This window comes from Pseudomonas sp. TWR1-1-4, from assembly GCF_049897165.1.
GTDB lineage: Bacteria > Pseudomonadota > Gammaproteobacteria > Pseudomonadales > Pseudomonadaceae > Aquipseudomonas > Aquipseudomonas canadensis.
Genome location: NZ_JAFCVS010000007.1, coordinates 492085 through 512663 on the forward strand (window position 1 = coordinate 492085; position 20579 = coordinate 512663).

Sequence of the window (20579 nt, forward strand, 5' to 3'; positions counted from 1 at the left end):
GATGCCTTGGGTCAACCAGAGCTGCCAGCCTGTGCGGGCCAATGTGGGAGGGGGCAAGCCCCCTGCCACATTGGCCCGGTTTCCACAGTCGGCGCTATGTAGTGCTTAGTGCTGCAGGATTTTCTCAAGGAAGTGCTGCGCGCGTTCGGAGCGGGCGCTGATGTCGCCGAAGAATTCTTCTTTCGGGCAGTCTTCGATGATCTTGCCGGCGTCCATGAAGATCACGCGGTCGGCCACTTTGCGGGCGAAGCCCATTTCGTGGGTCACGCACATCATGGTCATGCCTTCGTGGGCCAGTTGCACCATCACGTCGAGTACTTCGTTGACCATTTCCGGGTCGAGGGCCGAGGTTGGTTCGTCGAACAGCATGACGATCGGGTCCATGGCCAGGGCGCGGGCAATCGCCACGCGTTGTTGCTGACCACCGGAGAGTTGGCCAGGGTGCTTGTGGGCGTGTGCTGACAGGCCGACGCGGTCGAGCAGTTGCAGGCCTTTCTTGGTGGCTTCTTCCTTGCTGCGGCCGAGCACCTTGATCTGCGCGATGGTCAGGTTCTCGGTGATGGTCAGGTGCGGGAACAGTTCGAAGTGCTGGAACACCATGCCCACGCGCGAACGCAGTTTCGGCAGGTTGGTCTTCGGGTCGGCGATGGAGGTGCCGTCGACCACGATGTCGCCCTTCTGGAACGGCTCCAGCGCGTTGACGCACTTGATCAGGGTGGATTTGCCCGAACCGGACGGCCCGCACACCACGATCACTTCGCCTTTTTTAACCTCAGTGCTGCAATCGGTCAGCACCTGGAAGTCGCCATACCACTTGTTGATGTTCTTGATAGAGATCATACGGCAAACCTTTTTTGCAGACGCTTGACCAGCAGCGAGGCGGAAAAGCTGATGATGAAGTAGACGACACCGGCAAAGATCAGGAACTCGTTGGAGCGGCCGATGATGTCGCCGTTGGAGCGGGCGGAGTTGAGGAAGTCCACCAGGCCCACGGTGTAGACCAGCGAGGTGTCCTGGAACAGGATGATCGACTGTTGCAGCAGCAACGGGGTCATCTTGCGGAACGCCTGGGGCAGGATGATCAGGCGCATGGTCTGGCCATAGGTCATGCCCATTGCCTGTGCCGCCGCCATCTGGCCTTTGGGGATCGACTGCACGCCGGCCCGTACGATTTCGCAGAAGTACGCGGCTTCGAACATCATGAAGGCCACGACGCACGAGGTGAACGCACCGATCGGCGTGTCTTCGCCGGTGATCCAGCGCAACACGAACGGTACCGCCAGGTAGAACCAGGTGATCACCAGCAACAGCGGGATCGAGCGGAAGTAGTTCACATAAGCGCCGGCAACGCGCGACAGCAGTTTGCTGGACGACAGGCGCATCAGCGCCAGGACCGTACCCAGCGCAATGCCGCCGACCACGCCCATGACCATCAACTGCAAGGTCATGACCATGCCGTTCCACAGGCCTGGGATAGCGGGGATGATGCCGCTGAAATCGAAGTCCATTATTTACCCCCCACGGAGATCAGGCCGGGCACTGCGACTTTCTTCTCGACCAGGCGCATGAGCAGCATCAGGCTCATGTTCAGGGTGAAGTAGATCAGCGTGGCCAGGGTGAAGGCTTCAAACAGGTTGGCCGAGAATTCGGCGGTCTGTTTGGTTTGCGCCAGCAGTTCCATCAGGCCGATCAAGGACGCCACGGAGGAGTTCTTGAAGACGTTGAGGAATTCCGAGGTGAGCGGCGGAATGATGATCCGGTAGGCCTGTGGCAGCAGCACGTTCCAGTAGATCTGTGGCAGCTTGAAGCCCATGGCGCGCGCAGCGGATTCCTGGCCGCGTGGCAGCGCCTGGATGCCGGTACGCACTTGCTCACACACACGGGCGGCGGTGAACAGGCCCAGGCACACGACAACGCTCAGGTAGGCCGAGGTAGTCGGGTTGAGGTCTTGTTTGTACCAGTCCTGCAGGTTCTGCGGCAGCATGTCGGGTACCAGGAAGTACCAGATGAACAGCTGAACCAGCAGCGGCACGTTACGAAACAGTTCCACGTAGCAGGTCGCGATGCCCGATACGATGCGGTTTGGCACGGTGCGCATGACGCCCAGAATGGACCCCAGCAGCAAGGCGATAATCCATGCCACGACAGCGATGGCGATGGTCCAGCCCAAGCCGGCGATGTACCAGTCGAGATAAGTCTCGCTGCCCACGCCAGTGGACTTGAAGAACACGCCCCAGTCCCAGTTGTAATTCATTAGGGTCTCCCCTCGAAGTCGATCGATGTACAAGCACCCGCTTGGGGAAGATCCTTTCCCGCCTGACGGAGAACGCCAGGCACACGCGATCGGCTCGAAAACCGCCAGGTCGAGTGTTCCAAAATAAAGCCAGCAGGTAGTAACAGACGCCTGAGGGAGGGTGGCTCCCTCAGGAGATAAGCTTAGTCAGGTATCAGATTTTTACGTCAGGCGCTGGCTTGTCGCTTGGGTTGGCGATCAGCTCCTTCACCTTGTCGCTCATCGGGAAGTTCAGGTTCAGGCCTTTTGGTGGGATCGGGCTCTCGAACCACTTGCTGTAGATCTTGTTGATTTCGCCGGATTTGTACAGGGCAACGATGGCGTCATCGACCGCTTTCTTGAAGGCTGGGTCGTCTTTACGCACCATGCACGCGTAGGCTTCGAAGGATTGCGGAGTCCCGGTGATGACCCAGTCGTCCGGCTTCTTGGCCTTGGCTTCTTCACCTGCCAGCAGGGCGTCGTCCATCATGAAGGCAACGGCGCGGCCGCTTTCCAGCATCTGGAAGGATTCGCCGTGGTCTTTGGCGGAGATGACGTTCATGCCCATCTGCTTGTCGGCGTTCATCGCTTTGATGATGCGCTCGGACGTGGTGCCAGCGGTGGTCACGACGTTCTTGCCTTTCAGGTCAGCGAAGTCGGCGTAGCTCGGCTTGCCATCCTTGTCTTTCTTGACCAGCAGACGGGTACCGATTTCGAAGATGTTGACGGTGAAATCAACTTGCTGGGCGCGTTCGGCGTTGTTGGTGGTGGAACCGCACTCGAGGTCCGCAGTGCCGTTCTGGATCAGCGGAATACGGGTTTGCGAAGTCACCAGGTTGTACTTGGCCTTCAGATCGGGCTTGTTCAGGTCTTTTTTCAGCTGTTCGACGACGGCCAACTGAATGTCGTGGGAGTAGCCCACGGGTTTGCCCGAACCATCCGCGATGTAGGAAAAGGGAATGGAGCTGTCGCGGTGAGCGAGAGTGATGGTGCCGGATTCGTTGATCTTCTTCAGCGTGCCGGTGAGTTCGGCGGCGAAAACTGGAGTGCTGATCAGAGCAGCAGCGATAGCTGCGCCCAGAATATGGGGAACGATGCGCATCAATACTTCCTCGACATTTGTTTTTTTTATGAAGCCGGCTAAACGGCTCTCTTGTACAGCGAATGCCCATGACGGCTCCTGAGGCGTCCCAGGCAATCGTCCAAGAGTGTAGAGCATGAGTCGTGCCATACCTGGAATTAAAGGTTATCTATTTGATTTATAAGAAAATTAACTTTATATGACGACGTTCTTTCAAACCTTGGATCCGGCAAACCGAATTGATGGCACTGCGGCGTTCGGAAAACCGAATGCGAAAAAAAGCCCCTGGGCCGTTCGGCGCAGGGGCTTTTGTAGTACTGGTCCGTCAGGCTGCTTCGATCTTGCTGCGGTTCTGCTCAACGGTGGACAGGTATCGCTGCACGTTGGCCTGTTCTTCCGGAGTAGTGAACAGACCCAGCTTGGTGCGACGCCACAGCACGTCCTGAGGCTGGGTTGCCCATTCCTCGGTGCACAGGTAATCAACCTCGCGGGTGTACAGGCCGCCACCCAAGTGGTCGCCCAGGTCGGCCAGCGATTGCACGCCTTCGAGCAGGCGCCAGGTGCGGCTGCCGTAGGTGGTGGACCAACGGCGCGCGATCTCGCTCGGTACCCAGTCGAACTTGCTGCGGATGGCGTCAGCCAAGGCTTCTGGCGTGGTCATGTCTTCGCCGCCGGGCAGGCTGGCGGTAGCAGTCCAGCTTGGGCGCATCTGGGTGAAGTAGGGGGCCAGTTGCGCCATCGCCGATTCAGCCAGCTTGCGATAGGTGGTCAGTTTGCCGCCAAACACCGACAGGATCGGCGCCTCGCCCGTGCCGCCGGACAATGCCAGGGTGTAGTCGCGGGTGATGGCCGACGGGTTGTCCGATTCGTCATTGCACAGCGGACGCACGCCGGAGTAGGTGTGGACGATGTCGTCGCGGCTCAGCTGCTTCTTGAAGTGAGCGTTGACCACTTTCAGCATGTAGTCCGTTTCACCTTCGGTGATCGCAACTGCAGCCGGATCACCGGTGTATTCACGGTCGGTGGTGCCGATGATGGTCAGGTGGTTCAGGTACGGGATGGTGAAGACGATGCGCTGGTCTTCGTTCTGCAGGATGTGCGCGTGAGCGCCTTCGTACAGTTTCGGCACGATCAGGTGGCTGCCCTGGATCAGGCGGATGCCGTAAGGCGAATCCAGCTTCAGGTCGTCCTTGATGAACTTGGCGACCCATGGGCCGGCGGCGTTCACCAGTGCGCGAGCACGGATCGAGAACAGGCTGCCATCGGCGCGTTCCATGTTCATTTCCCACATGCCGTTGCTGCGGTGGGCGCTAATGCACCGGGTTTGCGTGTGGATGTGCGCGCCTTTTTCGCGGGCGGCCATGGCGTTCAGCACGACGAGACGGGCGTCATCCACCCAGCAGTCGGAATATTCGAAGCCTTTGGTGATTTCGCTTTTCAGCGGGCTGTCGGGGCCGAACTTGAGGCTTTTCGAACCGGCGAGCTTTTCGCGCTTGCCCAGGTTGTCATACAGGAACAGGCCGGCGCGGATCATCCACGCCGGGCGCAGGTGCGGGCGGTGCGGCAACACGAAGCGCATCTGCTTGACGATATGCGGGGCCTTGGCCAGCAATACTTCACGCTCGGCCAGGGCTTCGCGCACCAGGCGGAATTCGTAATGTTCGAGGTAACGCAGCCCGCCGTGGATCAGCTTACTGCTGGCGGATGACGTGTGGCTGGCCAGGTCATCCTTTTCGCAAAGGAATACCGACAAACCGCGCCCGGCTGCGTCTGCTGCAATGCCGACGCCATTGATCCCGCCACCGATAACGGCAACGTCATAGACTTCGGCAAGCGGTGGGGCAGGCAAGGTAGAAGGGTTCATCGGCTGGCCTCGCGATCTTTTCGTATTGGAATTCGAACATTAATGTTCATTTGCGAAAATGGTAGCTGATAAACGCGCGCACAGCCACCTGACTTCGATTGAAAAAACTCATCGAAGCGGCGGGAAAGGAAAATTTGTGAACATAAAACGGTAGGAGCCGGCTTGCCGGCGATGGCGTCCATGAGGTCGCTATCGCCGGCAAGCCGGCTCCTACAAGGTGGGGGTATTACACGACTTCCAGCCGAACCTTATGCTGGCTCAACAGCTGCACCAGCGCCGGCACTGGCTGCTGGTCGGTCACCAGGCAGTCCACCAAACTGATCGGGCCCAGGCGAATCATGGCGTTGCGCCCGAATTTGCTGGAGTCCGCCGCCAGGATCACCTGGCGTGCATTGGCGATAATCGCCTGGGATACGCGTACTTCCTGGTAATCAAAGTCCAGCAGACTGCCGTCTTCATCGATACCGCTGATACCCACAAGCGCAAAGTCGACCTTGAATTGGTTGATGAAGTCGACACTCGCCTGGCCCACCACACCACCGTCGCGCCGCACGTTACCGCCGGTCAGCAGCACATCGAAGTCGTCCTTGGCACTGAGCATGGTGGCGACGTTGAGGTTGTTGGTAATGATTTTCAGGTGATTGTGGTTGAGCAGCGCGCGAGCGATGGATTCGGTGGTGGTGCCGATATTGATGAACAGCGAGGCGTGATCGGGGATTTGCGCAGCGATGGCTTCGCCGATGCGCTGTTTCTCGTCGCGCATCTGGTCGGCGCGCATGGCGTAGGCGGTGTTCTCGACACTGGAGTCATAGGCCGCGCCGCCGTGGTAGCGGCGCAGCAGATTGGCGTCCGCCAGTTGGTTGATGTCGCGGCGGATGGTTTGCGGGGTGACAACGAATAGCTGCGCCATTTCCTCGATACTGACATAGCCGCGTTCGCGGACCAGTTCGAGGATTTGTTGTTGGCGGGGAGGCAGATTCATGGGGCGTCCTTTGGGCTGCCATACAAAAGTGGCCCATGATGACGCAGGAATCCGCTCCCTGCCAGTTACAACCGGACGTTGGCTTATTCAGCGCCTTCGTGGGGCTCCCAGTCACGGGTGCGGCTGACTGCTTTTTGCCAGCCGGCGTAGAGCTTCTCTTTGGCCGCTTCGTCCAGTTGTGGTTCGAATTCGCGCTCGATCACCGCCTTGCCGCGCAACTCGTCCAGGCTGCCCCAGAAGCCGCACGCCAGGCCAGCCAGGTAGGCCGCGCCGAGTGCAGTGGTTTCGCGCATTTGCGGGCGCTCGACCTGGGTGCCGAGGATGTCGGCCTGGAATTGCATCAGGAAGTTGTTGGCCACGGCGCCGCCGTCCACACGCAGGGCCTTGAGGCGTTCGCCGGAGTCCTGTTGCATGGCGTCGAGCACGTCACGGGTCTGGTAGGCAATCGACTCCAGGGCTGCACGAATAATGTGATCCACGCGTACGCCACGGGTCAGGCCGAACAGTGCGCCACGGGCGTACGGGTCCCAGTACGGGGCGCCCAGGCCGGTGAAGGCTGGCACCAGGTACACGCCGTTGCTGTCCTTGACCTTGCCGGCGAAGTATTCGGTGTCGGTGGCATCGGCGATGATCTTCAGCTCGTCACGCAGCCACTGCACAGTGGAACCGCCGTTGAACACTGCGCCTTCCAGGGCGTAAGCCACTTCGCCGCGCGGGCCGCAGGCGATGGTGGTAAGCATGCCGTGCTTGGATTTCACCGCCTTGTCGCCGGTGTTCATCAGCAGGAAGCAACCGGTGCCGTAGGTGTTCTTGGCTTGGCCGGCTTCGACGCACATTTGGCCGAACAGTGCCGCTTGCTGGTCACCGGCGATACCGCCGATGGCGATGCCGCTCTTGGTGCGGCCGTAGATTTCCGAGGAGGATTTGACTTCCGGCAGCATTTCGCGCGGTACGTCGAGGATCTCCAGCATCTTCGCGTCCCACTCCAGGGTGTGGATGTTGAAGAGCATGGTGCGCGAGGCGTTGGTGTAGTCGGTGACGTGGGTCTTGCCGCCAGTAAATTTCCAGATCAGCCAGCTGTCGATGGTGCCGAACAGCAGTTCGCCGTTGCGCGCACGCTCGCGGCTGCCTTCGACGTTGTCGAGGATCCACTTGAGCTTGGTGCCGGAGAAGTACGGGTCGGTGACCAGGCCAGTGGTGTCATTGATGTATTGCTCGTGGCCATCGCGCTTGAGCTGCTGGCAGATCTCGGTGCTACGGCGGCACTGCCAGACGATCGCGTTGTAGATCGGACGACCGGTGACTTTGTCCCACACCACGGTGGTTTCACGCTGGTTGGTGATGCCGATGGCAGCAACCTGGTCATGGTGCAGGCCGGCCTGTGCCAGCGCTTCGACCATCACCGCACTCTGGGTGGCGAAGATTTCCATCGGGTCATGCTCGACCCAACCGGCTTGTGGGTAATGCTGAGTGAATTCACGCTGGGCGGTGCAGACCACGTTGGCGTCACGATCGAAGATGATCGCGCGGGAACTGGTGGTGCCCTGATCAAGGGCAATGATGTAGTTCTTATTCTGAATGTCGGTCATGTCGATTGCCTTGGACGGAAAATAAGGAAGTAAGGAGTCAGCCGGGTCCGCAAAGAGGCAGTGGGGACCCGGCCGGCGGTATCAGGAAATACGCGTCTTGCCGTTGACAGCCGTGTCAGGTGTTTCTTCAGCTATAGCAGGTGCGGCGCTCGGCAGGTGGCGGGCGATCAGCCCGCGATAGGCCGCAGCACCGAGGCATGCACCCACAATCGGCGCGAAAATCGGCACCAGGAAGTAAGGAATATCACGGCCACCAGTGAAGGCCATTTCACCCCAGCCTGCGAAAAAGGTCATCAGCTTGGGCCCGAAATCCCGTGCCGGGTTCATCGCAAAGCCGGTCAACGGGCCCATGGCGCTGCCAATCACCGCGATCAGCAGGCCGATCAGCAGCGGGGCCAGCGGGCCGCGTGGCAAGCCGTTGTTGTCATCGGTGAGGGCCATGATCACGCCCATCAGGATTGCTGTAATGACCATTTCCACCAGGAACGCCTGAGCGGTGCTCAACAGCGCATGGGGGTAGGTGGAGAATACCGACGCCAATTCCAGGCTGGCCTGGGAACCGCGCACCATGTGGTGGGTTTGTTCGTAATCGAAAAACAGGTTGCTGTAGAGCGTGTACACCAGGGCCGCCGAGCAAAAGGCGCCGGCGATCTGGGCGAGGATATAGAAGGGCAGTTTGCGCTTGTCGAAGTCAGCGAAAATACACAGCGCGATGCTGACGGCCGGGTTGAGGTGGGCCCCGGATATCCCGGCGCTCAGGTAGATCGCCATGCTGACGCCGACCCCCCAGATGATACTGATCTCCCACAAGCCAAAGCTGGCACCCGCGACCTTGAGCGCAGCGACACATCCTGTACCGAAGAAGATCAGAAGCGCAGTCCCCAGGAATTCGGCCATGCATTGGCTCGAAAGTGAAGGCTGTTGAAGAGCAGTTGTCATGGAAAACCTCAGTTGTTGTTCTTGTCTGGCGCACAACCTCAACGGATTGTTGCGCGATTTTCACCGTGGCAAGGATCCCCATCCCGGTCGCGGCTTACTGCTTCAATACTGCGGGTCTATTCCTACAGTATTCGGAAACGAAAAAATATAGACAAGAATGACGGCTGTCAAAGGTCGAAAGTGAACTGTCAGTCACTTTCAAACTATTGGTCTGGTGAATGATCACGCTTCTCACAATGCGCGCGCACCTTAAGAGTGGGCGGGCTAGAGCGTTTTGTGTGGGCTTGGCCTAGAATTGGCCATCTGTTTGCCACGCCCGGAGACGTCATGACCCCCGCATTGGATCTGTTGAAAAAAGTTCGCGCCGAACATCGTATTCACAGTTATGAACACGACCCCAAGGCGGCGTCCTATGGGCTGGAGGCCGCGGAAAAATTGGGCCTCGACCCGGCGCAGGTGTTCAAGACCTTGTTGGCGAGCAGCGAGAAGGGCGAATTGTTGGTGGCGGTGGTGCCGGTCGTCGGAAGTCTGGACCTGAAGGCCCTGGCTCATGCGGCAGGCGTCAAGAAAGTCGAAATGGCCGACCCGGCGGCGGCTCAGCGTTCAACCGGCTACCTGCTGGGCGGCATCAGCCCGTTGGGGCAAAAGAAACGCCTGCGCACGTTTATCGATGCAACGGCGCAACCCTTCGCAACGATTTTTGTAAGTGCGGGGAGACGGGGCTTGGAAGTTGAATTGCCGGCGGCTGTGCTGGCTGAACATACCCAGGCCAAATTCGCAGAAATTGGCCGGGCATGACCGGGCGTTATACCGGGCTGTAGCGTCTCACGCCGGATTCGACTTGAGGGATCTGCGCGGCGGTGCTGCCTGAGGCCTGGAACAGCACCAGGTGTTCGGCGGCCACACGGATCCCCACATCCGCGCCGACCTGATGGTCGGCATGGCTCGGGAAAATCGACTCCAATTGCGCGCCGGTCGGCAGTTGCAGGCGGTACAAGGTCGATGCGCCGAGAAAGGTCTTGCCGACGATCCGCGCTTTCAACGCGCTGTCCGGTGCGTAGACGATGTCATCCGGGCGCAGCAACACGTCCACCGCACCGCCGGTAGGCCAGGTGTAGGCGCGGTTGCCACGCAATTCACCCAGTTCGGTACTGACCGATTCCGGCGAACTCAATTGGCCACGGATGAAGTAACCCTGGCCGATAAAGCTGGCGACATAGGGCGTCTGCGGTTCGTGATAGAGGTTGTAGGGTGTGTCCCACTGCTCCAGACGACCCTCCTTGAAAACCCCGACCTGGTCGCTGACTGCAAAGGCTTCTTCCTGGTCATGGGTCACCAGGATCGCACTGGTGCCGCGTGCCTTGAGGATGTCGCGCACCTCATGGCTGAGCTTGCGGCGCAGCTCGCCGTCCAGGTTGGAGAAGGGTTCATCCAGCAACAACAGGGCCGGCTCCGGCGCCAACGCGCGGGCGAGGGCGACGCGTTGTTGCTGGCCGCCGGAAAGCTCGTGGGGAAAGCGCTTGCCCAGGTTCTTCAGGTTGACCAGCTCCAGCAACTCAGCCACCACGCGGTCTTTCTGCGGATGCTTGCGAATACCGAAGGCAATGTTGTCGGCCACGCTCAAATGAGGAAACAGTGCGTAGTCCTGGAACACCATCCCGATACGACGTTTCTCTGGTGCCAGTGTGAAACCGGCACTGGAGATCACTTCGCCCGCCAGGCTGATCTCGCCATCGTGCACCGGCTCGAACCCGGCAATCGCACGTAACGTGGTGGTCTTGCCGCAACCCGAGGAGCCCAGCAGGCAGCCGATGTCGCCGGCGTTGAGGTGCAGGTTGAGGTTCTGTACCACCCGTTGATCTTGATAGCCGCATGCCAGGTTGCGCAGGTTCAGCAGTAATGAATGGCTCATGCGTGGTGGTACGACGGCGGGACGAGGAATTCGAGCAGGGCTTTTTGCGCATGCAGGCGGTTTTCAGCCTGGTCCCAGGCGACCGAGCGTGGGTCGTCGAGCAGGTCGGTGCTGATCTCTTCGCCACGGTGGGCCGGCAGGCAGTGCATAAACAGCACGTCTGGCGCGGCCAGGTCGAGCAGGGCGCGGGTCACCTGGTACGGGGCGAACAGGGCCAGGCGCTTGGCGGTTTCTTCTTCCTGGCCCATGGAGGTCCAGACGTCAGTGCTCACCAGGTGCGCGCCGATCACCGCGTCACGCGGGTCGCGCACCAGGGTCACGCGGTCGCCGGCCAGGGCCAGGAAGCGCGCGTCAGGCTCGTAGCCTTCCGGGCAGGCAACGCGCAGTTGGAAATCGAACTGGATCGCGGCTTCTATATAGCTGTTGCACATGTTGTTGCCGTCGCCGATCCAGGCCACGGTCTTACCCTGGATCGAGCCGCGGTGCTCAAGGAAGGTCTGCATGTCGGCCAGCAACTGGCACGGGTGCAGGTCGTCGGACAGGCCGTTGATCACCGGCACGCGGGAGTTTGCGGAAAATTCGGTCACGGTGCTGTGGGCAAAGGTACGGATCATCACGGCGTCGAGCATGCTCGACATCACCTTTGCACTGTCGGCGATCGGCTCGCCACGCCCCAGTTGGGTGTCACGCGAGGACAAGAAGATGGCTTGGCCACCCAATTGGATCATGCCAGCTTCGAATGACACGCGGGTGCGGGTCGACGACTTCTCGAAGATCATGCCGAGCACGCGGTTTTTCAAAGGCTCGAACAGTACGCCGCGGTTACGCAGGTCTTTAAGCTCAATGCCTCGACGGATCACGCTGACCAGCTCTTCGGGCGTGCAATCCATCAGGGAGAGAAAGTGCCTTGCGCTCATCATTAACTACCTTTTTGCAACAGACCGCAGATACTCAAAGCCTTGTTTATTGTGACAACGGGCGAGACCTGCGGCGAAAGCCGCACGGGGCGACGAAATAGGGGAAGGCGCGATCTTATAATTAAATGTCGCGTCTTACCAATAGGGCTACGGTTTTTAAGGGTGTTCAAGCAGGGCGCCGGGGCGCTTTTGAAGACTATTTCCAGACAGCAGCGAGCCATTTGTACACTGGCGCCGAGACCTTTTGCAACGTGCGGGGGCGGGCGCAGGCCAGGCTGCGTCGGTTTCAGAGGCGGTATGCAGGGTTTTGAAACATTTGCTCACGCTTGTCCATGGCCTGGCCTGATGCAGGGCGATTCACGGGACGAACATTGGTGGCGCCCCCGCCGGTCTCGACCCATAGTGGGATCAAAGCCCCTATAAAAGAGACTGGCCATGACCAAGACTCTCCACCACCGTGCCTGCCACCTGTGTGAAGCCATTTGTGGCCTGACCCTGGAAACCACCCAAGCCGAGGACGGTAGCCTGGCGATTACCTCGATCAAGGGCGACGCTCAGGACAGCTTCAGCCGTGGGCATATCTGCCCCAAGGCCGTCGCGTTGCAGGATATCCAGAACGATCCCGACCGCCTGCACCAACCCATGTTGCGGGTCGGTAGCGAATGGCAGCCGATTGCGTGGGAAGACGCCTTCGCGCTTGTAGCCGAGCGGTTGTCAGGCATCCAGGCGCAGCATGGGCAGAATGCGGTGGCGGTGTACCAGGGCAACCCCAGCGTGCACAACTATGGGTTGATGACCCACAGCAACTACTTCCTGGGCCAGTTGAAGACGCGCAATCGGTTTTCCGCGACGTCTGTGGACCAGTTGCCCCATCACCTCACCAGTTACCTCATGTACGGCCACGGCCTGTTGCTGCCGATCCCGGACATCGATCACACCGATTTCATGCTGATCCTGGGGGGCAATCCGCTCGCGTCCAACGGCAGCATCATGACCGTGCCCGACGTGGAGAAGCGCCTCAAGGCGATCCAGGCGCGGGGCGGCAAAGTGGTGGTAATCGACCCGCGGCGCAGTGAAACGGCGGCGATGGCCGACCAGCATCTGTTCGTGCGTCCAGGCGGTGATGCGGCGTTGTTGTTCGGCGTGCTCAACACCTTGTTCAGCGAGAACCTGACCCGCGACAGCCATTTACCGATTGAAGGCCTTGAGGACGTACGGCGCGCCATCGCTGGGTTTACCGCCGAGGCCATGAGCCGCCAATGTGCGGTGCCTGCCGAGCAGATCCGCCAGTTGGCACGGGACTTTGCTGCAGCCGACAAAGCCGTGTGCTATGGGCGCATGGGCGTGTCGACCCAGGCATTCGGCACGCTGTGCCATTGGCTGGTGCAGTTGATCAACCTGGTGACTGGCAACCTGGACCGCGTCGGAGGCGCGTTGTGCACCACGCCGGCGGTGGACCTGGTGGCGTCGACCGGTGGAGGGCATTTCAATCGCTGGCAGAGTCGGGTTTCCGGGCGTCCGGAGTACGGTGGCGAGTTGCCTGTGTCGGCCTTGGCTGAGGAAATGCTCACCGAGGGTGAAGGACAAATCCGTGCATTGGTCACGGTGGCAGGTAATCCCGTGTTGTCGACGCCGAACGGCCGGCAATTGGAACAGGCCCTCGATGGGCTGGAGTTCATGGTCAGCATCGACCTCTATATCAACGAAACCACGCGCTATGCCGACCTGATCCTGCCGTCTACGTCGGCGCTGGAAAACGATCATTACGACACCACCTTCAATATGTTTGCGGTGCGTAACGTCACCCGCTTCAATCGGGCGATCTTGCCCAAGCCTGCGGGCGCGCTGCATGACTGGGAGATTTTTGTGGGCCTGGCCAAAGCCTTCGCTGCTCACAATGGTGTCGCGCTCAAGCCGACGATGCCCCCTGCGCAAATGATTGATTTCGGTCTGCGCGCGGGCGCCTACGGTGATGCATCCAGCCACAAGTTGTCGGTGGCCATGCTGGCGGATCATCCCCACGGCGTGGACTTAGGGCCGCTGCAACCCAACCTTTCAGCGCGTTTGAAAACCGCTGATGGCAAGGTGCAAGCGGCGCCGCCAGTGATCCTTGCCGACCTGGTGCGTTTTGCCGCGCAACCGGTGCCTGTCGATGACGAACTGCTGCTGATCGGTCGTCGCCATGTGCGCAGTAATAATTCCTGGATGCATAACTATCACCGGCTGGTGAAGGGCAAGCCGCGCCATCAATTGCTGATGCATCCGGACGATCTGGCCAGTCGTCAATTGAGCGATGGCCAGCGGGTCCGTGTCAGCTCGCGCATCGGCATGATCGAAGTGGAAGTGGTGGCCAGCCTGGACATGATGCCCGGCGTGGTCAGTCTGCCCCATGGTTGGGGTCACGGACGGCCGGGAGTAAAGATGACCATCGCCAGTGGACAGCCAGGGGCGAGTGCCAATGATTTGACCGACGAACGGCAGCTGGACGAGCTATCGGGCAATGCAGCGCTCAATGGCGTGCCGGTGCAGGTAGCAGCCGCCTGAGCACCAGGCTGGAATTTTGCGTTACAATGCGCCACCGTGCCGACCTGTGAGTCGCAAAGTTCCAGCCGAGGTGTTCCATGGATATCATCGAAACGATCAAAGAGCAGATTGCCAACAACACCATTCTGCTTTACATGAAGGGCGCGCCAAACGCTCCTCAGTGCGGTTTCTCCGCGAAGGCGTCCCAGGCCATCATGGCGTGCGGCGAAAAATTCGCTTATGTGGATATCCTGCAAAACCCTGAAATCCGCGCCAACCTGCCGAAGTACGCCAACTGGCCGACCTTCCCACAACTGTGGGTTGCCGGTGAGCTGGTCGGCGGTAGCGACATCATCACTGAAATGGCCGCAGACGGTTCGTTGCAGTCGTTGATCAAAGATGCAGCGGCAAAAGCGGCAGCCAAGACTGAAGCTTGATCCGGACGCAATAAAAAGCCCCGCTTCTCGTGAGAGAGCGGGGCTTTTTTGTACCTGCGAGCTGGGGGCTTATTCTTCGCCCATCTGCGATTGCAGGTAGTTTTCCAGGCTGACTTTGTCGATCAGGCCCAGTTGGGTCTCCAGCCAGTCGATGTGTTCTTCCTGGTCTTCGAGGATGTCTTCCAGCAGTTCGCGGCTGCCGAAGTCACCTTTGCTTTCGCAGTGAGCGATGGCGGCCTTGAGGTCGCTGTGGCTCTTGTGTTCGAACTTCAGGTCGCTGCTGATCATTTCCTGGGTGTGCTCGCCGATGTTCAGCTTGCCCAGGTCCTGCACGTTCGGCAGGCCTTCCAGGAACAGGATGCGCTTGATCAGTGCGTCCGCATCTTTCATGGCCTTGATGGATTCTTTGTATTCGCGCTTGCCCAGCTTTTCCAGGCCCCAATCGTCATACATGCGCGCATGCAGAAAGTACTGATTGATCGCGACCAGTTCATTGGCAAGGATTTTGTTGAGTTGCTGGATGACTGAGATGTCGCCTTTCATGACTGGGGTCCTGCCCTGTAATAGCTGTGTATAAGGCGGAGTTTGAGCGGCGAATTCCCTAGTGTCAAACCTAAGTTATTGAATAATAAATGAAAATTAATCGGAATAAGAATGTTTGTGTTCCGCGTCTTGACGCTAACTAATTGAATTGCGGGCATAAAAAAACCGGACACTAAGTCCGGTTCTTTAAAACACGCCCAATCAGGCGTGTGTAAATTCTGCTGAATAGGGGAGCGCGGCCTGGGCTGTCTGCAGCTGCGTCAGGGTTTCCCGTACCACTTGCTTGGCGAGGCAAGCACATTTACCGCACTGGCTGGCAACGCCGGTGGTTTCACGCACTTCCTTGTAGCTGCAGCAACCTTCATAGATTGCTTCGCGGATTTGTCCGTCGGTGACGCCAGTACAGAGGCACACATACATAAGGGAGAACCGTCGCGGGTTTAAGGCTTAAGTGCGATGGATCTTAATGTTAACGAGAATGATTGTCAAAGTAGATTCGTAGGGTATTTGCTGGCACCGCGCCCGCACTGACGAACGGTTTTTTCAGTGTATGATGGTCGGTCTTCACGAAGCGTGACTGCGTCACAGGGCTGTCGCTTATTAACGGCAGACTCGAGGCCGGTCCTTTTACTTCAATCGTCACCTCTACATCAGGAGATACCCAATGAGCGTACTCGTCGGCAAACAAGCCCCGGATTTCGACGTCCCAGCCGTCCTCGGCAATGGCGAAATCGTAGACAGCTTCAAACTGTCTGAAGCCATCAAAGGCAAATACGGCCTGGTGTTCTTCTACCCGCTGGACTTCACCTTCGTCTGCCCTTCGGAGCTGATCGCTCTGGACCACCGCATGGACGATTTCAAGGCGCGCAACGTTGAAGTGGTCGCTGTTTCCATCGACTCCCATTTCACCCACAACGCCTGGCGCAACACCGCCATCAATGATGGCGGCATCGGCAAAGTCAAATACACCATGGCTGCCGACATGAAGCACGACATCGCCAAGGCCTACGACGTTGAGTCTGAAGGCGGCGTGGCCTTCCGTGGTGCTTTCCTGATCGACGACAAGGGCGTTGTCCGCTCCCAGATCATCAACGACCTGCCACTGGGTCGTAACATGGAAGAGCTGATCCGCCTGGTCGACGCCCTGCAATTCCACGAAGAGCACGGCGAAGTCTGCCCAGCCAACTGGAAAAAAGGCGACAAAGGCATGAACGCTTCGCCAGAAGGCGTTGCGGCTTACCTGACCGAGAACGCTGGCAAGCTGTAAGCCAGGTTCGAGGTACAAAAAAACCGGCCTGAGAAGGCCGGTTTTTTTATGCGCGGGATATGACCTCAATCATTGAAGTCTTCCCAGCCGCCCATGTCTTTCCAGCGGTTGACGATGCCGCAGAACAGCTCGGCGGTTTTCTCAGTGTCGTAGCGAGCCGAGTGAGCCTCACGCCCGTCAAAGTCAATACCGGCGGCCTGGCAGGCTTTCGCCAACACGGTCTGGCCATACGCCAGGCCGGCGAGGGTGGCCGTGTCGAAGCTAGAGAACGGGTGGAACGGGTTGCGCTTCATGTCCAACCGCGCCACGGCGGCGTTCAGGAAACCCAGGTCGAAACTGCTGTTGTGGCCAACCAGGATCGCGCGTTTGCAGCCATTGGCCTTCAACGCCTTGCGCACACCACGGAAGATATCGGTCAGCGCCGCTTCTTCACTCACCGCCATGCGCAGTGGGTGATCAAGCTTGATGCCCGTGAATTCCAAAGCGGCGGCTTCGATATTCGCGCCTTCAAACGGTTCGACGCGGAAGAAGTGGGTGTGTTCCGGGAACACAAAACCCTGCTCGTCCATGCCGATGGTGGTTGCGGCGATTTCCAGCAATGCGTCGGTGGCGCAATTGAAGCCACCGGTTTCTACGTCGATGACAACCGGCAGATAGCCGCGAAACCGCTCGGCCATCGGGTGACGCGAACCGCCACCACTGTGCTCGTGTTCGTCATCGTAATGGTCTTCACTCACTTGCTTTCCTCCAGCAGGCGCCAGCGCAGTGTTTCACCGGCGCGCAGCGGGATGACAGTCAGCTCGCCAAAGGGCAGGCTGGCAGGGGCGGTCCAGTCTTCACGGACCAGGGTGATGCGGTCAGTATTCGCCGGCAGGCCGTAGAACCGCGGGCCGTTGAGGCTGGCGAAACCTTCGAGCTTGTCCAGGGCGTTACGCTGTTCGAACGCTTCGGCATACAACTCGATCGCTGCATAGGCGGTGTAGCAACCGGCACAGCCACACGCCGCTTCCTTGGCGTGCTGGGCATGAGGCGCGGAGTCGGTGCCGAGGAAGAACTTCGGATTGCCGCTGGTCGCTGCATCCAGCAAGGCCACCTGGTGGGTGTTGCGCTTGAGGATCGGCAGGCAATAGAAGTGCGGCCGAATCCCGCCCACCAGCATGTGGTTGCGGTTGTATAGCAAGTGATGCGCGGTGATGGTCGCGCCGACGTTGGCGGAGGCCTCGCTGACGAACTGCACGGCATCGGCTGTGGTGATGTGTTCGAACACCACCTTGAGGGTCGGGAACAGCTCGACCACACGGCGCATATGCTCGTCGATGAAGATCTTCTCGCGGTCGAAGACATCCACGTCGCCACGGGTGACTTCACCGTGGATCAACAGCGGCATGCCGACTTCGGCCATGGCTTCGATGGCCGGCAGGATCTTGTCGATACTGGTCACGCCGGAATCGGAGTTGGTGGTCGCGCCGGCCGGGTACAGCTTGGCGGCGTGCACGAAGCCGCTGGCCTTGGCCTCTCGAATCTCTTCGGGCTGGGTGCGGTCGGTGAGGTAGAGCACCATCAACGGTTCGAAGCGGCTGCCGGCCGGTCGTGCAGCGAGGATACGCTGGCGATAGGCATCGGCTTGCTCGGCGTTACGCACCGGAGGTACCAGGTTAGGCATGATGATGGCGCGGCCAAACGTGCGCGCGACATCGGCCACGGTGTGGGGTAACGCAGCACCATCGCGAAGATGAATATGCCAGTCGTCGGGACGCAGCAGGGTCAGGCGGTCGGACATTGGGGATTCCAGGCGGGTCAATCTGGTGGGAATGCTACCGGAAAAGACGCTTTCAGGCACTCGCTATCAAGTTTTGCAGGATGCAACCGATAGCCTTTGGTATGCCTTATCGATGTATGACGCTTTGAAGTGTTGTAGAAACCAGTGGAGCCTCACGTGCGCCAGCAATATCTAGCCCTGCTCAGTGTGTTCGCCAGCCTGCCTGCGATGGCCCTCACGTTCCAGACACGTCTGGAGAATATTGAGTGGAAGGTGGAAGGCGACCAGTTCGAGTGCCGCTTGACCCAGCCAATCACCGATTTCGGTTCGGGTGAGTTCGTGCGCCGGGCCGGCGAGCAGGCGACATTTCGTCTGAAAGCCTACAACGGCTCGCTGGGAGCCGGTTCGGCCACGTTGCTGGCCGCCGCTGCGCCGTGGCAGCCGGGGCGAGGCGATATCAACCTCGGCGCCGTGCGTGCCGGCAGTGGCGATGTACTGTTCAACAGCTCCCAGGCCCAGGCCGGGCGCCTGTTCAATGGCTTGCTGGAAGGGCGCAGCCCGACCGTGCGGCACTATGGGCGTGAAGGCGGCTATTCGGAAATCCGGCTGCTGCCGGTTAAATTCAACAAGGCCTACAACGATTACCAGCTGTGCACCGCCAAGCTGTTGCCGATGAATTATGACCAGGTCAAACAGACTGAAGTCGGTTTCCCGGGGGGCGGAATCGAGCTGGACGCGGTCGCCAAGAAGAAACTCGACGTGATTCTCGCGTTCATGAAAGCCGACCCCACCGTCAACCATATCGAGTTGAACGGTCATTCGGACAACAGCGGCAACCGACTCACCAACCGCGACGTCTCGCGCCGTCGCGGCCTGGCGGTCATGGACTACTTCAAGGCCAACGGTATCCCGGAATCGCAGATCACCCTGCGTTTCCACGGCGAAAGCTACCCATTGGCGCCCAACACCAATGCGGCCAACCGGGCACGCAACCGCCGCGTGAATATTCAGCTAGAGCGCGTGGCTGCCCCCGAGAAACCGGCCCCCACGGCCACCGGCACAAGCAACCCCGCGCACACCTCCTAAGGTGCGACCATCGGTCGCCCGTTCGACATAATCTGTCGCTTTATCTTCATTTGCTGTCGCGCCCCTGTAAATTCGCGGTTTTGGTCGGTAGAATCGACGCCTTTCCGTACAACCCCGTGGAGTGATGGCATGGCCGACGTAAACAAGGTCGTTCTCGCGTATTCCGGCGGCCTGGACACTTCGGTGATCCTCAAGTGGCTGCAGGATACTTATAACTGTGAAGTGGTGACCTTCACCGCTGACCTGGGTCAGGGCGAAGAGGTCGAACCTGCACGTGCCAAGGCGCAAGCCATGGGCGTGAAAGAGATCTACATTGACGACCTGCGCGAAGAGTTCGTCCGCGATTTCGTTTTCCCGATGTTTCGCGCCAACACCGTCTACGAAGGCGAGTACCTGCTGGGTACCTCCATCGCACGTCCGCTGATCGCCAAACGCCTGATCGAAATCGCCAACGAAACCGGCGCCGACGCCATTTCCCATGGCGCTACCGGCAAGGGCAACGACCAGGTGCGTTTCGAACTGGGTGCCTACGCGCTCAAGCCTGGCGTGAAGGTGATTGCCCCTTGGCGTGAATGGGACCTGCTGTCCCGTGAAAAGCTGATGGATTACGCTGAGAAGCACGCAATCCCGATCGAGCGCCACGGCAAGAAGAAGTCCCCGTACTCGATGGACGCCAACCTGCTGCACATCTCCTATGAAGGCGGCGTGCTGGAAGACACCTGGACCGAGCACGAAGAAGACATGTGGAAGTGGACCGTCTCCCCGGAGAACGCTCCCGACAAGCCGCAATACCTGGAACTGACCTACCGCAACGGCGACATCGTCGCGCTGGACGGCGTCGAGATGACTCCGGCCACCGTACTGGCGACCTTGAACCGTATCGGTGGCGAACACGGTATCGGCCGTCTCGACATCGTCGAGAACCGTTACGTGGGCATGAAGTCCCGCGGCTGCTACGAAACCCCAGGCGGCACCATCATGCTGCGCGCCCACCGCGCCATCGAGTCCATCACCCTGGACCGTGAAGTGGCTCACCTCAAAGACGAGCTGATGCCCAAGTACGCCAGCCTGATCTACACCGGCTACTGGTGGAGCCCTGAGCGTCTGATGCTGCAACAGATGATCGACGCTTCCCAGGTTCACGTGAACGGCGTTGTGCGCCTGAAGCTGTACAAGGGCAACGTGATCGTTACCGGTCGCAAGTCCGATGAATCGCTGTTCGACGCCAACATCGCCACCTTTGAAGAGGACGGCGGCGCTTACAACCAGGCGGACGCGGCAGGCTTTATCAAGTTGAACGCATTGCGCATGCGCATTGCGGCCAACAAAGGTCGCTCGCTGTTCTAAGTCTCAACGTGTTGTAAAGAATGGCCCCTTGCTAAAGGGGCCATTTTTTTTGCCTGTGATT

Annotated in this window: 20 protein-coding genes; 6 read left to right on the forward strand and 14 right to left on the reverse strand. The window is 59.4% G+C overall.

Annotated elements, in window-relative coordinates; translation table 11 throughout:
- Positions 1 to 105 precede the first annotated feature (105 nt).
- The 8 genes from ACP7C6_RS24295 to ACP7C6_RS24330 form a co-directional block, all read right to left on the reverse strand.
- On the reverse strand, positions 106 to 840 hold the full coding sequence (locus tag ACP7C6_RS24295) for an amino acid ABC transporter ATP-binding protein (protein ID WP_003188952.1): 735 nt from the start codon (positions 838 to 840) through the stop codon (positions 106 to 108).
- A complete protein-coding gene (locus ACP7C6_RS24300; protein WP_010212763.1) occupies positions 837 to 1508 on the reverse strand; it encodes an amino acid ABC transporter permease in 672 nt (223 codons plus the stop codon). The genes ACP7C6_RS24295 and ACP7C6_RS24300 overlap by 4 nt, the downstream gene beginning before the upstream one ends.
- Positions 1508 to 2254: an amino acid ABC transporter permease gene (locus ACP7C6_RS24305; protein WP_010212762.1), complete on the reverse strand. Its 747-nt coding sequence runs from the start codon at positions 2252 to 2254 to the stop codon at positions 1508 to 1510. The genes ACP7C6_RS24300 and ACP7C6_RS24305 overlap by 1 nt, the downstream gene beginning before the upstream one ends.
- A gap of 193 nt (positions 2255 to 2447) precedes the next feature.
- Positions 2448 to 3374, reverse strand: a complete 927-nt coding sequence (locus ACP7C6_RS24310; protein ID WP_028619053.1) for a glutamate/aspartate ABC transporter substrate-binding protein — start codon at positions 3372 to 3374, stop codon at positions 2448 to 2450.
- A 304-nt stretch (positions 3375 to 3678) separates the two neighbouring features.
- Positions 3679 to 5217, reverse strand: a complete 1539-nt coding sequence (gene glpD / locus ACP7C6_RS24315; protein WP_028619054.1) for a glycerol-3-phosphate dehydrogenase — start codon at positions 5215 to 5217, stop codon at positions 3679 to 3681.
- Positions 5218 to 5443: 226 nt separating this feature from the next.
- Positions 5444 to 6199, reverse strand: coding sequence for a DeoR/GlpR family transcriptional regulator (locus ACP7C6_RS24320; protein ID WP_025856881.1), 756 nt, complete (start codon positions 6197 to 6199; stop codon positions 5444 to 5446).
- An 83-nt stretch (positions 6200 to 6282) separates the two neighbouring features.
- Complete coding sequence (glpK, locus tag ACP7C6_RS24325) at positions 6283 to 7788, reverse strand: glycerol kinase GlpK (RefSeq protein ID WP_034102403.1); 1506 nt, start codon at positions 7786 to 7788, stop codon at positions 6283 to 6285.
- Between the two features lie 81 nt (positions 7789 to 7869).
- A complete protein-coding gene (locus ACP7C6_RS24330) occupies positions 7870 to 8727 on the reverse strand; it encodes an MIP/aquaporin family protein (protein ID WP_028619056.1) in 858 nt (285 codons plus the stop codon).
- 327 nt (positions 8728 to 9054) lie between these two features.
- Here ACP7C6_RS24330 and ybaK point away from each other — a divergent pair, with 327 nt between their 5' ends.
- On the forward strand, positions 9055 to 9525 hold the full coding sequence (ybaK, locus tag ACP7C6_RS24335) for a Cys-tRNA(Pro) deacylase (protein ID WP_028619057.1): 471 nt from the start codon (positions 9055 to 9057) through the stop codon (positions 9523 to 9525).
- Between the two features lie 7 nt (positions 9526 to 9532).
- Here the strand turns inward: ybaK and ACP7C6_RS24340 are convergent, their stop codons facing one another.
- Together ACP7C6_RS24340 and argF are read right to left on the reverse strand one after the other, a co-directional pair.
- Positions 9533 to 10639: an ABC transporter ATP-binding protein gene (locus ACP7C6_RS24340; RefSeq protein ID WP_028619058.1), complete on the reverse strand. Its 1107-nt coding sequence runs from the start codon at positions 10637 to 10639 to the stop codon at positions 9533 to 9535.
- Positions 10636 to 11556: an ornithine carbamoyltransferase gene (gene argF / locus ACP7C6_RS24345; protein ID WP_028619059.1), complete on the reverse strand. Its 921-nt coding sequence runs from the start codon at positions 11554 to 11556 to the stop codon at positions 10636 to 10638. Before argF ends, ACP7C6_RS24340 begins: the two co-directional genes overlap by 4 nt.
- A gap of 435 nt (positions 11557 to 11991) precedes the next feature.
- Here argF and ACP7C6_RS24350 point away from each other — a divergent pair, with 435 nt between their 5' ends.
- Together ACP7C6_RS24350 and grxD are read left to right on the forward strand one after the other, a co-directional pair.
- Entirely contained in the window at positions 11992 to 14100 is a 2109-nt protein-coding gene (locus ACP7C6_RS24350) for a molybdopterin oxidoreductase family protein (RefSeq protein ID WP_236318731.1), read from the forward strand.
- Between the two features lie 77 nt (positions 14101 to 14177).
- A complete protein-coding gene (gene grxD, locus ACP7C6_RS24355; RefSeq protein WP_095014901.1) occupies positions 14178 to 14516 on the forward strand; it encodes a Grx4 family monothiol glutaredoxin in 339 nt (112 codons plus the stop codon).
- Between the two features lie 69 nt (positions 14517 to 14585).
- Here the strand turns inward: grxD and bfr are convergent, their stop codons facing one another.
- Both bfr and ACP7C6_RS24365 read right to left on the reverse strand, forming a co-directional pair.
- The gene (gene bfr, locus ACP7C6_RS24360; protein WP_028619062.1) at positions 14586 to 15059 is read right to left on the reverse strand and encodes a bacterioferritin; all 474 of its coding nucleotides are present in this window, start codon (positions 15057 to 15059) and stop codon (positions 14586 to 14588) included.
- Between the two features lie 201 nt (positions 15060 to 15260).
- The gene (locus ACP7C6_RS24365; protein ID WP_010564137.1) at positions 15261 to 15479 is read right to left on the reverse strand and encodes a bacterioferritin-associated ferredoxin; all 219 of its coding nucleotides are present in this window, start codon (positions 15477 to 15479) and stop codon (positions 15261 to 15263) included.
- A gap of 244 nt (positions 15480 to 15723) precedes the next feature.
- Between ACP7C6_RS24365 and ACP7C6_RS24370 the strand changes: the two genes are divergently transcribed.
- Entirely contained in the window at positions 15724 to 16326 is a 603-nt protein-coding gene (locus tag ACP7C6_RS24370) for a peroxiredoxin (RefSeq protein ID WP_003172097.1), read from the forward strand.
- Positions 16327 to 16391: 65 nt separating this feature from the next.
- Here the strand turns inward: ACP7C6_RS24370 and rnt are convergent, their stop codons facing one another.
- Both rnt and pyrC read right to left on the reverse strand, forming a co-directional pair.
- A complete protein-coding gene (rnt, locus tag ACP7C6_RS24375) occupies positions 16392 to 17063 on the reverse strand; it encodes a ribonuclease T (protein ID WP_010212742.1) in 672 nt (223 codons plus the stop codon).
- Positions 17060 to 18106 (reverse strand): dihydroorotase, encoded by a 1047-nt coding sequence (gene pyrC / locus ACP7C6_RS24380; protein ID WP_028619063.1) that lies wholly within the window; start codon positions 18104 to 18106, stop codon positions 17060 to 17062. Before pyrC ends, rnt begins: the two co-directional genes overlap by 4 nt.
- A gap of 156 nt (positions 18107 to 18262) precedes the next feature.
- Here pyrC and ACP7C6_RS24385 point away from each other — a divergent pair, with 156 nt between their 5' ends.
- Together ACP7C6_RS24385 and ACP7C6_RS24390 are read left to right on the forward strand one after the other, a co-directional pair.
- Positions 18263 to 19171, forward strand: a complete 909-nt coding sequence (locus ACP7C6_RS24385; protein WP_426109329.1) for a flagellar protein MotY — start codon at positions 18263 to 18265, stop codon at positions 19169 to 19171.
- Between the two features lie 129 nt (positions 19172 to 19300).
- Positions 19301 to 20518, forward strand: coding sequence for an argininosuccinate synthase (locus ACP7C6_RS24390; protein WP_010212738.1), 1218 nt, complete (start codon positions 19301 to 19303; stop codon positions 20516 to 20518).
- The last annotated feature ends 61 nt before the right edge of the window (positions 20519 to 20579 follow it).

What these genes read in the sequence shown, in the direction of transcription:
- ACP7C6_RS24295 (WP_003188952.1), bottom strand. Translation starts at nt 840, where the DNA reads ATGATCTCTATCAAGAACATCAACAAGTGGTATGGCGACTTCCAGGTG.
- ACP7C6_RS24300 (WP_010212763.1), bottom strand. Translation starts at nt 1,508, where the DNA reads ATGGACTTCGATTTCAGCGGCATCATCCCCGCTATCCCAGGCCTGTGG.
- ACP7C6_RS24305 (WP_010212762.1), bottom strand. Translation starts at nt 2,254, where the DNA reads ATGAATTACAACTGGGACTGGGGCGTGTTCTTCAAGTCCACTGGCGTG.
- ACP7C6_RS24310 (WP_028619053.1), bottom strand. Translation starts at nt 3,374, where the DNA reads ATGCGCATCGTTCCCCATATTCTGGGCGCAGCTATCGCTGCTGCTCTG.
- glpD (WP_028619054.1), bottom strand. Translation starts at nt 5,217, where the DNA reads ATGAACCCTTCTACCTTGCCTGCCCCACCGCTTGCCGAAGTCTATGAC.
- ACP7C6_RS24320 (WP_025856881.1), bottom strand. Translation starts at nt 6,199, where the DNA reads ATGAATCTGCCTCCCCGCCAACAACAAATCCTCGAACTGGTCCGCGAA.
- glpK (WP_034102403.1), bottom strand. Translation starts at nt 7,788, where the DNA reads ATGACCGACATTCAGAATAAGAACTACATCATTGCCCTTGATCAGGGC.
- ACP7C6_RS24330 (WP_028619056.1), bottom strand. Translation starts at nt 8,727, where the DNA reads ATGACAACTGCTCTTCAACAGCCTTCACTTTCGAGCCAATGCATGGCC.
- ybaK (WP_028619057.1), top strand. Translation starts at nt 9,055, where the DNA reads ATGACCCCCGCATTGGATCTGTTGAAAAAAGTTCGCGCCGAACATCGT.
- ACP7C6_RS24340 (WP_028619058.1), bottom strand. Translation starts at nt 10,639, where the DNA reads ATGAGCCATTCATTACTGCTGAACCTGCGCAACCTGGCATGCGGCTAT.
- argF (WP_028619059.1), bottom strand. Translation starts at nt 11,556, where the DNA reads ATGAGCGCAAGGCACTTTCTCTCCCTGATGGATTGCACGCCCGAAGAG.
- ACP7C6_RS24350 (WP_236318731.1), top strand. Translation starts at nt 11,992, where the DNA reads ATGACCAAGACTCTCCACCACCGTGCCTGCCACCTGTGTGAAGCCATT.
- grxD (WP_095014901.1), top strand. Translation starts at nt 14,178, where the DNA reads ATGGATATCATCGAAACGATCAAAGAGCAGATTGCCAACAACACCATT.
- bfr (WP_028619062.1), bottom strand. Translation starts at nt 15,059, where the DNA reads ATGAAAGGCGACATCTCAGTCATCCAGCAACTCAACAAAATCCTTGCC.
- ACP7C6_RS24365 (WP_010564137.1), bottom strand. Translation starts at nt 15,479, where the DNA reads ATGTATGTGTGCCTCTGTACTGGCGTCACCGACGGACAAATCCGCGAA.
- ACP7C6_RS24370 (WP_003172097.1), top strand. Translation starts at nt 15,724, where the DNA reads ATGAGCGTACTCGTCGGCAAACAAGCCCCGGATTTCGACGTCCCAGCC.
- pyrC (WP_028619063.1), bottom strand. Translation starts at nt 18,106, where the DNA reads ATGTCCGACCGCCTGACCCTGCTGCGTCCCGACGACTGGCATATTCAT.
- ACP7C6_RS24390 (WP_010212738.1), top strand. Translation starts at nt 19,301, where the DNA reads ATGGCCGACGTAAACAAGGTCGTTCTCGCGTATTCCGGCGGCCTGGAC.